Source organism: Streptomyces sp. NPDC059696 (assembly GCF_042733745.1).
Lineage (GTDB): Bacteria > Actinomycetota > Actinomycetes > Streptomycetales > Streptomycetaceae > Streptomyces.
The window spans coordinates 115,394-130,337 of record NZ_JBHWFG010000007.1 but is presented as its reverse complement, the minus strand read 5'-3'; the positions used below and the strand labels follow the sequence as shown (position 1 = coordinate 130,337).

Below are 14,944 nucleotides of genomic sequence, written 5' to 3'. Positions count from 1 at the left end.
GCGCATCTGTGTCGCTGTGTATCTGTGTCGCTGTGCATCTACGCCGCCATACCGCTCCGCATCTGTGCCGCCGTGCTGCTGCGCATCTGCGCATCTGCGCGCTACGCGTCTGTGCCGCCGTGCCGCTGTCAGGAGTCCGGCCCCGATGCCGCGCGGTCGGCCCGGCCACCGGCGCCGAGGGGGCCGGTGTGGCGGACCGGGCCCTCGGCCTCCAGGCGGGGCAGGGCGCGGCGCGCCACGCGCAGGACCACCGGGGGCATGGCGGGGCGTACCGGCTGGGCCAGCCGCAGCCAGGCCGGGGCGTAGACCGCCGTACGCCGCCGCTCCATGCCTCTGACCAGGCGGGCGGCGACGACCTCCACGGGGTACACGCGGCGGGCCGGCGGCGGCATGTGCAGGCGCAGCTCGCGCAGGACCGCATAGCGGTCGGCGTCGCGGATCATGTCGGTGTCCGTCCAGTTGAGGTAGGCGATACCGACCCCGACCCCGCGGTGCGCCACCTCCGCCCGCAGGGAGTGCGCGAAGGCCTCCACCCCCGCCTTGGACGCGCAGTAGGCGCTCATCAGCGGCGCGGCACCGATCGAGGCCAGGGAGGCGACCTGGAGGAAGTAGCCCGCCGTGTCGAGCAGGTCCGGCAGGAAGGCCCGGGCCGTCCGGGCGCTGCCGGTGAGGTTCACGTCGATCACGCGGCTCCAGGAGTCCGGATCCGAGTCGAGCAGCGAGCCTCCCTCGGCGATCCCCGCGTTGGCCACCACGGCCGACGGGCGCCCGAGACCGTCCCGCACGGCTCGCGCCGCGGCTTCCAGCGCCGGCAGGTCGGTGACGTCGGCCTCCAGGGCGAGGGCCGGGCCCGGCAGCGAGGCGGCCACCGCCTCCAGGGCGTCCTTCTCGTGGCCGACGAGCGCCACCCGGGCCCCGCGCCGGGCGACTTCGCGGGCCACGGCCGCGCCCACGCCGCGGGCGGCTCCGGTGACGACGATCGTGCGCTCGGCGAGCGGACTGCTGCGCATGGGCTGCCCTTCCTTCCGGCGTCCGTCCCGTCCCGCGAGGGCCGGGATCAGCGCCTGGCTCCGGTGCGGTCACGGCGGGCCAGGAGCCGCTGGGCGCGGGCCAGGCCGGGGGGCCGGTTGCGGCGCAGGGCGGCCCGGGCGGCGTTGGCTCCCGGGGCACCGTGCACGCCGCCGCCGGGGTGGGCTCCGGAGGAGGCGAGGTACAGGCCCGGTACCGGGGTCTCCGGGCGTCCGGTGCCGGGCAGGGGCCGGAAGACGAGCTGCTGGTGCATGGCGGTGGTGCCGCCGTTGATGGCGCCGCCCGCGAGATTGCCGTCGAGCGCCTCCAGCGTCGGGGGCGCCAGGATGCGGCGGCCGCGGATCAGCGAGCGGAAGCCGGGCGCGAAGCGTTCCACCTGGCGTTCCATGCGGTCGGCCATCAGCTCCTGGTCCTTGGTGCCCCATCGGCCGGTGATGCCCTCGTCGCCGGCGTCGGCGCGGATCTCGTGGGGGAGGTGGGTGTAGGCCCACGCCGATTCGGTGCCCTGCGGGGAACGGGTGGCGTCGGAGGTGGTCATCTGGCCGAAGATCAGGAACGGCCGGTCGGGGACCTCCCGCATGGCGATCTGCGCGGCGAAGCGGGTCAGCTCGTCCATGCCGTCGGCGAGGTGCACCGTACCGGCCCGGGCGGCCTGCTCGGCCTGCCAGGGCACCGGGCCGTCGAGCGCCCAGTCGACCTTGAACGTGGCGAAGTCCCACTGGAAGCGCCGCAGGTCGTCGAGGACCTGCGCGGGCAGGTGCTCCGGGTCGAGGAGCTCGCCGTACAGGGCGGGCACGGACACGTCCGCCAGTACCGCGCGGCGGGCCCGGACCGCGTCGCCGCCCGCCGTGCGGACCCCGACGGCCCGGCCGCCGCGGACGACGACGTGCTCGACGCGTTGTCCGCAGCGCACCCGGCCGCCCCGGGACTGCAGCCGGTGCACCAGGGCCGAGGTCAGCGCGCCGGAGCCGCCGGCCGGGACGGGGAAGCCGTAGGTCTGGCCGAGCATGGCCATCAGCCAGCCGAAGCCGCCGCTGCCCGCCGACTCGGGGGCGAGGTCGGCGTGCAGGGCGTTGCCGGCCAGCAGCAGGCGGCCGCCCTGGCCGCGGAACTCCTCCTCGCCCAGGCGGCGCACCGGCAGCACGAGGGAGCGGGCCATGCGCAGTCCGCCCGCCGCCCGCAGCCGCAACGCCAGGCGCGCCGAGGCCCGGACGGGCGGGAACGGGGTGAACAGGGCGTCGAGGAGGTCGGGGCGCAGGCTCTGCCACACCTCGTGCAGCCGCCGCCAGGCGGTTCCGTCGCCGGCCTCGAACGTGTCCAGGGAGGCGGCGGTGGTGTCGACGTTCCGGTCCAGGAGGGCGCAGCTGCCGTCGGTGAGGGGGTGGGCCAGCACGCTGGGCGCGTGGCTCCAGCGCAGTCCGTGTTCCTCGGGGTGCAGTGCGGCCAGGACGGGCGATGCCGCGGCGAGGGGGTAGAAGGAGCTGAAGAGGTCGTTGACGAACGCGGGGTCGACGCCCCGGTCGTGTCGCACGGCGCCGCCCGGTTCGGGCTGCTCCTCCAGTACCTCCACGCTCCATCCGGCGTCCGCGAGGAGGTTGGCGGCGACCAGACCGTTGGGGCCCGCGCCGATCACCACCGCGTCAGGCATGGCGGGCCCCGCCGGTGCCGGGTCCGGCGGTCACCTGGCCGAGGGGGCGGCGGGCGCTGCCCGGCCTGCGTGCCTCGTCCTCGCAGAGCCTGGCCAGGCGGGCCAGCATGGCGCGGTGGCGCAGCTGGATCAGCGCCTCGAATCCGATGTTGTGCAGCCGGCCGCCGGCGCCGCGCAGGGGGTGTTCGTCCACGATCACCAGGCAGTGCTCGCCCCAGGGCCGCAGCTCGATGGCGATGCGGGCCGTGCCGAGCGGGCCGGCGTGGGCCTCCAGCTCCAGCCGGGTGCCGTCCTCGCAGTAGCGGACGGTGGTCTCGTTGGTGAGCCGCACCGGGCCGAGCCGGATCTCGTAGCGGATCGCCGCGTCCTTGCGGGGCCAGTGCCCGCGTACCGGGTGGGACTCGGAGGTTCCCACCACCCACTCCGCGTAGCGGTGGCCGTCGGCGAGGACGTCCCACACGGCGCCCGGGCCGACTCGGATCAGGTGATGGCGTACGGCCACGGATGCCTCCTGCTGCCTCGACCGGTAGTCCGTCGCCACCCCGAGTGCCCCGGAACCCCTTCTTCAACAGCGCGAAGCCCGGCCGGACCGTGGCCGCACCTCCTTGGTCGGGCCGACCCGAGGCGTCGGCGCACAGCCCGGCCGGACCGCCCGGTCGTCCCGTTCAAGGAGTGCACTCACGCTCCGCCCCGCACCAATCCCGGCTACACCTCTTGACGCCGCGGATCGCGTGGAGCACATTGACGGCACTTTGAGAGCGCTCTCATCCTGCTCCCCTCCGAGAGGCATCCCCACATGAGCGACACCACCGGCACCTCCTCCAGACGACGCCCGCTGCGGCGGGCGTTCGTCGCCGTGGTCAGCACCCTCGGGCTCGCGGCAGCCGCCTCCGCCCTCGCCTCCCCTTCGGCGAACGCCTCCGCGCCCCCGCCCCCCTCGGGCTGGACGCAGCTGTTCGTCGACGACTTCAACGGCGCCGCCGGCTCCGGCGTCAACACCTCCGACTGGCGGTACGCCACGGGCAAGGGCTACCCGGGCGGCCCTGCCAACTGGGGCACCGGCGAGATCGAGACGATGACGAACAGCACGGACAACGTCTCGCTGGACGGCAACGGCAACCTCCGCATCACGCCCCGGCGGGACGCCGCGGGCAACTGGACCTCCGGCCGGATCGAGACCAACCGCACCGACTTCCAGCCCCCGGCCGGCGGCAAGCTCCGCGTCGAGTCGCGCATCCAGGTGCCGAACGTCACCGGCGCCGCCGCCAAGGGCTACTGGCCGGCGTTCTGGATGCTGGGCGGCCCCTACCGCGGCAACTACTGGAACTGGCCGGCGGTCGGCGAACTGGACATCATGGAGAACACCCAGGGCATGAACACGGTGTTCGCCACGATGCACTGCGGCACCTCACCCGGCGGTCCCTGCAACGAGACCAGCGGCATCGGGAGTTCGACCACCTGCCAGGGCACGTCCTGCCAGGCCGGCTTCCACACGTACCGGATGGAGTGGGACCGCTCGACGAGCGTCGAGGAGATCCGCTTCTACCTCGACGGTGTCAACTACCACACCGTGCGCGCGAATCAGGTCGACGCGACGACCTGGAAGAACGCCACCGACCACGGCTTCTTCGTCATCCTGAACGTCGCGATGGGCGGCGGCTTCCCCGACGCGTTCGGCGGCGGCCCGGACGCCGGGACGCAGCCGGGGCACGCGATGGTCGTCGACTACGTGCAGGTGCTGTCGTCCGGGGGCGGCACCACGCCTCCCCCGACCGGCAACCGCGACGCCTACTCCACCATCCAGGCCGAGTCCTACGACGGCCAGTCCGGCGTGATCACCGAGACGACGGCCGACTCCGGCGGCGGGCAGAACGTCGGCGCGCTCGCGGGCGGCGACTGGCTGCACTTCAAGGGCGTGAACTTCGGCTCGACGGCGGCGCGGCAGTTCAGCGCCCGGGTCGCGAGCGGAGCGGCGGGCGGCGTCAGCGGGCTGGTCGAGGTGCGGCTGGACAGCCGGAGCAACGCGCCCGTCGGGAGCTTCGCGGTGGGCAGCACCGGTGGCTGGCAGTCGTGGCGGACGATCCCGGCGAACATCAGCGCCGTGACGGGCACGCACGATGTGTATCTGACCTTCACCAGCGGTCAGCCGGCGGACTTCGTGAACGTCAACTGGTTCACCTTCGGGCACTGACGGCCTGCGAGGAGGGGCCCCACGCGCACGCGTGGGGCCCCTTCGCCGCGTTCAGCGCAGCTCCGCGCGGAAGGCCGCCGGGGTCTGCTCCGTGTGCTGGTGGAAGAACTTCGAGAAGTTCGCCGCGTCGGGGAAGCCGACTGCCACGCCGATCCGGCCGATGGGCAGGTCGGTGTGGGCGAGGAGCCGTTTGGCCTCCAGGATCACGCGCTTGTCGATGAAGGCCTTGGGGGTCTCTCCGGTGGCGGCGCGCACCGCCCGGACCAGGGTCCGGCGGGAGTAGCCGAGCGCGTCGGCGTAGGCGCTGACACTGTGGTTGGTGGCGAAGTCCCGCTCCACGGCGTCCCGGAAGAGGGTGAACGTGGAGTCGGACTGCTGTCGCGGAGCCCTCGCCGAACTCGCCGCGAGGTGGGCGAGCCGCAGCAGGAACGCCGTCAGCGTGTGGCGCAGGACGGCGGTGTGCAGGCCCGGCGGGAGCGTGGCCGTGTCCTCGTACTCGCGCCGCAGCTGTGTCAACGCGGCTTTCAGGGCGGCGAGTTGTGCCAGGTCGGGGTGCAAGAGGGGCGGCAGATCGTAGCGGTAGAGGCCGGTGGCCTCCACAGTCGAGCGGGGCAGGAAGCCGGGTTGCATGGTCAGCACGGTTCCGCGGTACTCGCTGGTGCGCGAGAAGCGGTGGACCTGTCCCGGGCGGATCCACAGCAGGTCCCCGGCCGTGGCCTCGTGCTCGGTGAAGTCGACCATGTGCCGGACCGGGCCCGCCCCGAAGAGCAGGACGGTGTGGAAGTCGATGCGGTGCACGCGCTCCAGCGGCACGCCGGACGGCCAGGTGTCGCCCATGGGGGCGATCTGCATGCCGACGCCGCCGACGCTGAGTTCGACCGGGAAGGGGAACGTATCGATCCCGTCGCCGTCTTGAAGGGTTCTGTCCGCCATGTCCGCCTCGTGCCGCACCGTTCGCGTGTCCTGCTGCCCGTGGGTGTCCCACTTTCACCACAGGCTGGCACACGCCGACCTTCCGCCATAAAAGTCAGACTTTTAATTTTGAACGCGTCAGACCAGCCACTTCGCTCCCATCGAGGACTTCTTGAAGATGAGCACGCAGACAGCGGACCGCTTCACATGGACCGAACTCGACCGGCGTGCCGTCGACACCGCCCGTCTGCTGGCGGCCGATGCCGTCCAGCGGGTCGGCAACGGCCACCCCGGCACGGCGATGAGCCTGGCTCCGGCCGCCTACACCATCTTTCAGAAGGTGATGCGGCACGACCCCGCCGACCCGGAGTGGGCCGGCCGTGACCGCTTCGTCCTCTCCCCCGGCCACACCTCGCTGACCCTGTACACACAGCTCTACCTGGCGGGCTACGAGCTGGAGCTGGACGACCTGAAGGCGTTCCGCACGCACGGCTCCAAGACCCCCGGCCACCCCGAGTACGGGCACACCGCGGGCGTCGAGACCACCACGGGCCCGCTCGGCCAGGGCGTGGCGAACGCGGTCGGCATGGCGATGGCGGCCCGGTACGAGCGCGGCCTGTTCGACCCGGACGCCCCTGAGGGTGACTCGCCCTTCGACCACACGATCTGGGCGATCGTCTCCGACGGCGATCTCCAGGAGGGCGTCTCCGCCGAGGCCTCCTCGCTCGCCGGCCACCAGAAGCTCGGCAACCTGGTCTTCCTCTACGACGACAACCACATCTCCATCGAGGGCGACACCGCGACCGCGTTCTCCGAGGACGTGCTGAAGCGGTACGAGGCCTACGGCTGGCACGTGCAGCGGATCCAGCCACTGGAGGACGGCGATGTCGACGTGCACGCGCTGTACGCGGCGCTGAGGGCGGCCCGGGCCGAGACGGAACGCCCGTCGATCATCGCGATGCGCACGATCATCGCCTGGCCCGCCCCGAACGCGCGCGACACCGAGGCCTCCCACGGCTCGGCGCTCGGCGAGGACGAGGTCGCCGCCACCAAGCGCCTGCTCGGCTTCGACCCGGAGGAGAGCTTCGCGGTCGCCGACGAGGTGCTGGCCCACACCCGCCGGGCCCTGGACCGGGGCGCCGAGGCGCACACCGCCTGGGACAAGGGGATCGCCGCCTGGCGGTCCGAGAACCCGGAGCGGGCCGCCACGTTCGACCGCGTCAGCAAGGGCGAGCTGCCCGAGGGCTGGCAGGACGCCCTGCCGGTGTTCGAGGCGGGCAAGGCGCTCGCCACCCGGGCCGCCTCCGGCAAGGTCCTCCAGGCGCTCGGCCCGGTCCTGCCCGAGCTGTGGGGCGGTTCGGCCGACCTGGCCGGTTCGAACAACACCACCATCGACAAGACCAGCTCGTTCCTCCCGAAGGGCAACCCGCTGCCGGAGGCCGACCCGTACGGCCGCACCGTGCACTTCGGCATCCGTGAGTTCTCCATGGCCGCGGAGATGAACGGCATCGCCCTGCACGGCAACACCCGCGTCTACGGCGGCACCTTCCTGGTCTTCTCCGACTACATGCGCAACGCCGTGCGGATGTCGGCCCTGATGCAGCTGCCCGTGACGTACGTGTGGACGCACGACTCGATCGGCCTGGGCGAGGACGGCCCGACCCACCAGCCGGTGGAGCATCTGGCCGCGCTGCGGGCCATCCCGGGCCTGAACGTCGTCCGCCCCGCCGACGCCAACGAGACCGCGGTGGTCTGGGCCGAGATCCTCAAGCGGCACGGCACCACCCCGGCCCCGCACGGCCTCGCGCTGACCCGCCAGGGCGTGCCCACGTACGAGCCGGACCCGGACGCGGCGCGCGGCGGCTACGTCCGGTTCGAGGCGGAGGGCGGCACACCCCAGGTGATCCTGATCGCCACCGGCTCCGAGGTGCACGTCGCGGCCGGGGCGCGCGAGATCCTCCAGGCCGCGGGTGTGCCCACCCGCGTCGTGTCGATGCCGTCCGTGGAGTGGTTCGAGGAACAGCCGCGGTCCTACCGCGAGAGCGTCCTGCCGCCGTCCGTGACGGCCCGGGTCGCCGTCGAGGCCGGGATCGGCCTGACCTGGCACCGGTTCGTCGGGGACGCGGGACGCATCGTCTCCCTGGAGCACTTCGGCGCCTCCGCCGACGCCGGGACGCTGTTCGCCGCGTACGGCTTCACCCCCGAGAACGTCGTCGCCGCCGCGCGGGAATCCCTCACCGCCGCCCGCGGCTGATCCGACCGCCCGAAAGAAGATGATCACTGTGACCGAAGCGACCGCGAACGCGGGAGCACTCAAGCGCCTGTCCGACGAGGGTGTGTCGATCTGGCTCGACGACCTGTCGCGCCGGCGGATCGAGTCCGGCAGCCTGGCCGAGCTCGTCGCCACGAGGAAGGTCGTCGGCGTCACCACCAACCCGTCCATCTTCCAGGCCGCCATCGGCTCCGGCGCGGGCTACGAGGAGCAACTCGCCGACCTGGCGGTGCGCGGTGTGACGGTGGACGAGGCCGTACGGATGATGACGACCGCCGACGTCCGGGCCGCCGCCGACGTGCTGCGCCCGGTGTACGAGGCCACCGGCGGCCGGGACGGCCGGGTGTCCATCGAGGTCGATCCGCGGCTGGCCCACGACACGCGGGCGACGGTGGCCGAGGCCCGGCAGCTGGCGTGGCTGGTGGACCGCCCCAACGTGATGATCAAGATCCCGGCGACGCGTGCGGGCCTGCCGGCGATCATGGAAGTGATCGGGGCGGGTATCAGTGTCAATGTGACGCTGATCTTCTCGCTGGAGCGGTACCGCGAGGTGATGGACGCCTATCTCGCCGGCCTGGAGAAGGCACAGGCCGCCGGCCACGACCTGGCGGCGATTCACTCGGTCGCCTCGTTCTTCGTCTCCCGGGTGGACGCCGAGATCGACAAGCGGCTGACGCTGCTGGGCACGCCGCAGGCCCTCGCCCTGAGGGGCCGGGCCGCCCTGGCCAACGCACGACTGGCCTACGAGGCGTACGAGCAGGTCTTCGCCGGGCCGCGCTGGCAGGCGCTGGGCGGGGCCCGCGCGAACCGGCAGCGCCCCCTTTGGGCCTCCACCGGTGTGAAGGACCCGGCCTACAAGGACACCCTGTACGTGGACGAGCTGGTCGCCCCCGGCACGGTGAACACCATGCCGGAGGCCACGCTGAACGCCGTCGCCGACCACGGTGACGTCCTGGGCGACACCGTCACCGGCGGTTACGCCCAGGCGCGCGCGGACCTGGCGGCAGTCGAACGGCTCGGCATTGCATACGACGAGGTGGTGCGGCAACTGGAGGACGAGGGCGTGGCCAAGTTCGAGGTGGCCTGGCAGGAACTGCTGGACGCGGTCACCAAGTCCTTGAACAGCGAGGGAGCTGACGCGGAATGAGCGAGGGCATCGAGGGCATCCCCCAGACGGCCGAACAGGAGACGAAGGGGACCAAGGAGGAGAAGGAGGCCCTGGCCGCGCAGGAGGCGGCCGGGGTGGAGCAGACCGGTGCGAGCGGTCACGCTCCCCGTACGGAGCACGCCGACACCCACTTCGAGAACCCCCTGCGCGATCCGCGCGACCGGCGTCTGCCCAGGATCGCGGGCCCCTCCGGGCTCGTCATCTTCGGCGTCACCGGCGACCTGTCCCGCAAGAAGCTGATGCCGGCGGTGTACGACCTGGCCAACCGCGGCCTGCTGCCGCCGGGCTTCTCCCTGGTGGGTTTCGCCCGCCGGGACTGGGAGGACCAGGACTTCGCGCAGGTCGTGCACGACGCGGTGCGTGAGCACGCCCGGACCCCGTTCCGCGAGGAGGTCTGGCAGCAGCTCGCCGAGGGCATGCGGTTCATCCCCGGCGACTTCGACGACGACACGGCGTTCAAGCAGCTGCGCTCCGCCGTGGAGGAGCTGGACGCCTCCCGGGGCACCAGCGGCAACTACGCCTTCTACCTGTCGGTGCCGCCGAAGTTCTTCCCCAAGGTCGTCCAGCAGCTGAAGAAGCACAAGCTGGCCGACGCGCCCCAGGGGTCCTGGCGGCGCGCGGTGATCGAGAAGCCGTTCGGCCACGACCTGAAGTCGGCCGAGGAGCTCAATCGCATCGTGCACGAGGTGTTCGATCCGGAGCAGGTCTTCCGCATCGACCACTACCTGGGCAAGGAGACCGTCCAGAACCTGCTGGCGCTGCGCTTCGCCAACCAGATGTTCGAGCCGATCTGGAACCGGTCGTACGTGGACCACGTGCAGATCACCATGGCCGAGGACATCGGGATCGGCGGCCGGGCGGGGTACTACGACGGCATCGGCGCCGCCCGTGACGTCATCCAGAACCACCTGCTCCAGCTGATGGCGCTCACCGCGATGGAGGAACCGGCCGCCTTCGACGCGCCCTCCCTGCTCACCGAGAAGCTGAAGGTCCTCAAGGCGGTGCGGCTTCCGCAGGACCTGGGCGAGGGCACCGTGCGCGGCCAGTACGCGGCGGGCTGGCAGGGCGGCACGAAGGTGCGCGGCTATCTGGAGGAGGACGGCATCGACCCGTCCTCCACGACCGACACCTATGCCGCGGTCCGGCTCCGGGTGGACAACCGCCGCTGGGCGGGCGTCCCGTTCTACCTGCGCACCGGCAAGCGCCTGGGCCGCCGGGTGACGGAGATCGCCGTGGTCTTCCAGCGGGCCCCGCACTCCCCCTTCGACTCCACCGCGACCGAGGAGCTCGGCTCCAACGCGATCGTCATCCGCGTGCAGCCGGACGAGGGCATGACGGTCCGCTTCGGCTCCAAGGTGCCGGGCACGTCGATGGAGATCCGGGACGTCACGATGGACTTCGCCTACGGCGAGTCGTTCACCGAGTCCAGCCCGGAGGCGTACGAACGGCTGATCCTCGACGTGCTCCTGGGCGACGCCAACCTGTTCCCCCGTCACCAGGAAGTGGAAGAGTCCTGGAAGATCCTCGACCCGATCGAGCAGTACTGGGCCACGCACGGCCGGCCCGCGCAGTACGCCTCGGGCGGCTGGGGACCCGAGGAAGCCGACGAGATGCTCGCACGAGACGGACGGAGCTGGCGCAGGCCATGAAGATCGACCTGACCGACACCACGGCAAGCAAGATCAACAAGGCGCTGGTGCAGGGCCGCCGCGCCATCGGTACTCCCGCCGTGGGCATGGTCCTGACGATGGTGATCGTCACGGACGAGGAGAACGCCTACGACGCGATCAAGGCGGCCGAGGAGGCCTCGCACGAGCACCCCTCGCGCACCCTGGTCGTCATCAAGCGGCACGCCCGCACCCCGCGCGACCGCCAGTCCTCGCGGCTGGACGCCGAGGTCCGGGTGGGCGCCGACGCGGGCACCGGTGAGACGGTGATCCTGCGAACCTACGGCGAGGTGTCCGAGCACGCCGACTCGGTGGTGCTGCCGCTGCTGCTGCCCGACGCGCCGGTGGTGGTGTGGTGGCCGGTGGACGCCCCCGAGGTCCCCTCCAAGGACCCGCTCGGGGCGCTGGCGCAGCGGCGGATCACCGACCTGTACGCCGTCGAGAACCCGCTGGAGACGCTGGAGACGCGGGTGCGCTCGTACGCCCCCGGGGACACCGACCTCGCCTGGACCCGGCTCACGCCCTGGCGTTCCATGCTGGCGGCCGCGCTGGACCAGGCCAGGGAGCGGATCGTCTCGGCGGCGGTGGAGGCCGAGGCGGACAACCCGGCCGCCGAGCTGCTGGCCCGCTGGCTCGAGGCGCGGCTGCACGTCCGGGTGGACCGTGTCGTGACGGCCGGGCCGGTCGTGACGGCCGTGCGCCTGGGCACCGCGAACGGCGAGATCGTCATCGACCGGCCCGAGGGGCCGCTGGCCACCCTGACCCTGCCGGGCCAGCCGCCGCGCACCCTCGCGCTGAAGGTCCGAGCCACCTCCGAACTGATCGCCGAGGAGCTGCGGCGCCTCGACGCGGACGAGATGTACGCCATCGCCCTGAACGGCGGGGCGACCGAGGAGACCCCTGCTCATGTCTGACTCCACCTCCCCCGCGCTCACCCGGCGCCCCGAGTGGACCGCCCTGGAGGACCACCGCGCGGACGTCGTGCCGCAGCTGGACCTGCGGGAGCTGTTCGCCGAGGACCCGGGGCGTGCCGAGCGCTACGTCGTGCACGTGGGCGACCTGCGCATCGACTACTCCAAGCACCTGGTCACCGACGAGACGCTGGCCCTGCTCCAGGAGCTGGCCGCGGCCACCGACGTGTTCGGGCTGCGGGACGCCATGTTCCGCGGTGAGCGGATCAACGTCACCGAGAACCGGGCCGTGCTGCACACAGCCCTGCGCGCGCCACGGGACGCCGTGATCGAGGTCGACGGCGAGAACGTCGTCCCGGGCGTGCACGCCGTCCTCGACAAGATGACCGCCTTCGCGGACCGGGTGCGCTCCGGTGAGTGGACCGGGCACACCGGCAGGCGGATCCGAAACGTCGTCAACATCGGCATCGGCGGCTCGGATCTCGGCCCCGCCATGGCCTATGAGGCATTGCGCCCGTTCAGCAACCGGGATCTGACGTTCCGCTTCGTGTCGAACGTGGACGGCTCGGACCTGCACGAGGCCACCCGCGACCTGGATCCGGCGGAGACGCTCTTCATCGTCGCGTCCAAGACCTTCACCACGATCGAGACGATCACCAACGCGACCTCGGCGCGCGCCTGGCTGCTGGACGGGCTCGGGGGTGACGACAAGGCTGTGGCGAAGCACTTCGTCGCGCTGTCGACGAACGCGGAGAAGGTCGCCGAGTTCGGCATCGACGTCGACAACATGTTCGAGTTCTGGGACTGGGTCGGCGGCCGCTACTCGTACGACTCCGCGATCGGCCTGTCCCTGATGATCGCCATCGGCCCGGACCGCTTCCGGGAGATGCTCGACGGCTTCCGCATCGTCGACGAGCACTTCCGCAACGCCCCCGCCGAGTCCAACGCCCCGCTGCTGCTGGGCCTGCTGGGCATCTGGTACGGCAACTTCCACGACGCCCAGTCGCACGCGGTGCTGCCCTACAGCCACTACCTGTCGAAGTTCACCGCCTACCTCCAGCAGCTCGACATGGAGTCCAACGGCAAGTCGGTGGACCGCGAGGGCAACCCGGTGGAGTGGCAGACCGGCCCGGTGGTGTGGGGCACGCCCGGCACCAACGGACAGCACGCCTACTACCAGTTGATCCACCAGGGCACCAAGCTCATCCCGGCCGACTTCATCGGCTTCGCGAGGCCGGTCGCCGAGCTGAGCGAGCGGCTGAAGGCACAGCACGACCTGCTGATGGCCAACTTCTTCGCCCAGACGCAGGCGCTCGCCTTCGGCAAGACGCCCGAGGAGGTGCGCGCCGAGGGCGTGCCCGAGGAGCAGGTGCCGCACCGCACCTTCCGGGGCAACCACCCCACCACGACGATCCTGGCCACCGAGCTGACCCCGTCCGTCCTCGGCCAGCTGATCGCCCTCTACGAGCACAAGGTGTTCGTGCAGGGCGCCGTGTGGAACATCGACTCCTTCGACCAGTGGGGCGTCGAACTCGGCAAGGTCCTCGCCAAGCGCATCGAACCCGCCCTGACCGAGGGCGCGGACGTCCCCGGTCTCGACCCGTCCACGGCCGCCCTGGTGGCCGCCTACCGCAAACTTCGGGAAGTGAACTGACATGCAGATCGGTCTTGTGGGTCTCGGCAAGATGGGCGGCAACATGCGCGAGCGCCTGCGCAACGCCGGCCACACCGTCATCGGCTACGACACCGACCCCGAGAAGTCGGACGTCGCCAGCCTGGCCGACCTGGTCAACGAGCTGGAAGCGCCCCGCACGGTCTGGGTCATGGTCCCGGCCGGCGAGCCCACCCAGCACGTCATCGACCAGCTCGCGGGCCTGCTCAAGCCGTACGACACGGTGGTCGACGGCGGCAACTCCCGCTGGACGGACGACGAGAAGCACGCCGAGGAGCTGAGCAAGCGCGGCATCGGCTTCGTCGACGCCGGTGTCTCCGGCGGCGTGTGGGGCCTGAAGAACGGCTACGCCCTGATGGTCGGCGGCGAGAAGGAGACCGTCGACCGGCTGCTGCCGATCTTCGAGGCGCTCAAGCCGGAGGGCCCGTACGGCTACGTCCACGCGGGCCGGGTCGGCGCCGGGCACTTCGCGAAGATGGTCCACAACGGCATCGAGTACGCCATGATGCAGGCCTACGCCGAGGGCTGGGAGCTGCTGGAGGCCGTGGACTCGGTGGACAACGTCCGCGAGGTGTTCCGCTCCTGGCAGCAGGGCACCGTCATCCGCTCCTGGCTGCTCGACCTGGCCGTGGAGGCCCTGGACGACGACGAGCACCTGGAGAAGCTGAGGGGCTACGCCCAGGACTCCGGGGAGGGACGCTGGACGGTGGAAGCAGCGATCGACCACTCCGTTCCGCTGCCCGCGATCACCGCCTCCCTCTTCTCCCGGTTCGCCTCCCGGCAGGACGACTCGCCGCAGATGAAGATGATCGCGGCACTGCGCAACCAGTTCGGCGGCCACGCCGTCGAGTCCGCGAAGAAGGCGTAGCACGTGGGTGATCTGCTGCTGGTCCGCCACGGCGAGACGGAGTGGAGCCGGAGCGGACAGCACACCAGCTTCACCGACCTGCCCCTCACCCCGCGCGGTGAGGAGCAGGCCAAGTCGCTCGCCCCGCTCCTCGCCGGCCGCTCCTTCGCCCTGGTCCTCACCAGCCCGCTCGGCCGCGCGGTGCGCACCGCCGAACTCGCGGGTCTGGCGGGGGCCGTGCGGGACGCGGACCTGCACGAGTGGTACTACGGCGCCTACGAGGGCGTCACCACCGAGGAGATCCACCGCACTCGTCCCGACTGGGACCTGTGGACCGACGGCGGCCCGCCCGGCCGCGACGGCGAGCCGGGCGAGTCGCCCGAGGAGGTCGGCGAGCGGGCCGACCGGGTGCTGGCCCGGGCGGCGCAGGCGCTGCCCGAGGGCGACGTGACGCTGGTGGCGCACGGCCACTTCCTGCGCGTGCTGACGGCCCGTCGGCTGGGCCTGTCCCCGGCGGAGGGACGGCTGTTCCGGCTGGAGACCGGGACGGTCTGCCGGCTGTCGACCGAACACGGCCGGCCCGTGATCGCGGAGTGGAACACCAAGGCGTAACAGGCCCCGGCCGGA

At 71.9% G+C, this 14,944-nt stretch carries 12 protein-coding genes; 8 read left to right on the top strand and 4 right to left on the bottom strand.

All coding sequences use genetic code 11. The features are described from left to right. Window positions 1–128: 128 nt before the first annotated feature. From ACFV20_RS09995 to ACFV20_RS09985, 3 genes are read right to left on the bottom strand one after another with little or no spacing between them, the layout of a single operon-like run. Window positions 129–1,010 carry an SDR family oxidoreductase gene (locus ACFV20_RS09995; protein WP_385654584.1) on the bottom strand — a complete coding sequence of 294 codons (882 nt, stop codon included), beginning with the start codon at window positions 1,008–1,010 and terminating at the stop codon, window positions 129–131. 47 nt (window positions 1,011–1,057) lie between these two features. Then, window positions 1,058–2,677, bottom strand: a complete 1,620-nt coding sequence (locus tag ACFV20_RS09990; protein ID WP_385654581.1) for a phytoene desaturase family protein — start codon at window positions 2,675–2,677, stop codon at window positions 1,058–1,060. Further along, window positions 2,670–3,179 carry an SRPBCC family protein gene (locus tag ACFV20_RS09985; protein ID WP_385654579.1) on the bottom strand — a complete coding sequence of 170 codons (510 nt, stop codon included), beginning with the start codon at window positions 3,177–3,179 and terminating at the stop codon, window positions 2,670–2,672. Before ACFV20_RS09985 ends, ACFV20_RS09990 begins: the two co-directional genes overlap by 8 nt. Window positions 3,180–3,473: 294 nt before the next feature. Between ACFV20_RS09985 and ACFV20_RS09980 the strand changes: the two genes are divergently transcribed. Continuing rightward, on the top strand, window positions 3,474–4,868 hold the full coding sequence (locus ACFV20_RS09980; RefSeq protein WP_385654576.1) for a glycoside hydrolase family 16 protein: 1,395 nt from the start codon (window positions 3,474–3,476) through the stop codon (window positions 4,866–4,868). Between the two features lie 51 nt (window positions 4,869–4,919). On the opposite strand, the gene ACFV20_RS09975 is transcribed toward ACFV20_RS09980, so the two are convergent. Then, entirely contained in the window at window positions 4,920–5,801 is an 882-nt protein-coding gene (locus ACFV20_RS09975; protein WP_385654573.1) for a helix-turn-helix domain-containing protein, read from the bottom strand. Window positions 5,802–5,958: 157 nt separating this feature from the next. Between ACFV20_RS09975 and tkt the strand changes: the two genes are divergently transcribed. From tkt to ACFV20_RS09940, 7 genes are read left to right on the top strand one after another with little or no spacing between them, the layout of a single operon-like run. Next, window positions 5,959–8,034, top strand: a complete 2,076-nt coding sequence (gene tkt, locus ACFV20_RS09970) for a transketolase (protein WP_385654570.1) — start codon at window positions 5,959–5,961, stop codon at window positions 8,032–8,034. Between the two features lie 19 nt (window positions 8,035–8,053). Further along, window positions 8,054–9,199 (top strand): transaldolase, encoded by a 1,146-nt coding sequence (tal, locus tag ACFV20_RS09965; RefSeq protein ID WP_385654567.1) that lies wholly within the window; start codon window positions 8,054–8,056, stop codon window positions 9,197–9,199. Further along, window positions 9,196–10,869 (top strand): glucose-6-phosphate dehydrogenase, encoded by a 1,674-nt coding sequence (zwf, locus tag ACFV20_RS09960; RefSeq protein WP_385654564.1) that lies wholly within the window; start codon window positions 9,196–9,198, stop codon window positions 10,867–10,869. Before tal ends, zwf begins: the two co-directional genes overlap by 4 nt. Next, on the top strand, window positions 10,866–11,801 hold the full coding sequence (opcA, locus tag ACFV20_RS09955; RefSeq protein WP_385654561.1) for a glucose-6-phosphate dehydrogenase assembly protein OpcA: 936 nt from the start codon (window positions 10,866–10,868) through the stop codon (window positions 11,799–11,801). The genes zwf and opcA overlap by 4 nt, the downstream gene beginning before the upstream one ends. Then, window positions 11,794–13,452: a glucose-6-phosphate isomerase gene (pgi, locus tag ACFV20_RS09950; protein WP_385654559.1), complete on the top strand. Its 1,659-nt coding sequence runs from the start codon at window positions 11,794–11,796 to the stop codon at window positions 13,450–13,452. Before opcA ends, pgi begins: the two co-directional genes overlap by 8 nt. Window position 13,453: 1 nt before the next feature. After that, window positions 13,454–14,338, top strand: coding sequence for a phosphogluconate dehydrogenase (NAD(+)-dependent, decarboxylating) (gene gnd / locus ACFV20_RS09945; RefSeq protein ID WP_385654556.1), 885 nt, complete (start codon window positions 13,454–13,456; stop codon window positions 14,336–14,338). A gap of 3 nt (window positions 14,339–14,341) precedes the next feature. Next, window positions 14,342–14,929, top strand: a complete 588-nt coding sequence (locus tag ACFV20_RS09940; protein ID WP_385654554.1) for a histidine phosphatase family protein — start codon at window positions 14,342–14,344, stop codon at window positions 14,927–14,929. Window positions 14,930–14,944: the final 15 nt, after the last annotated feature.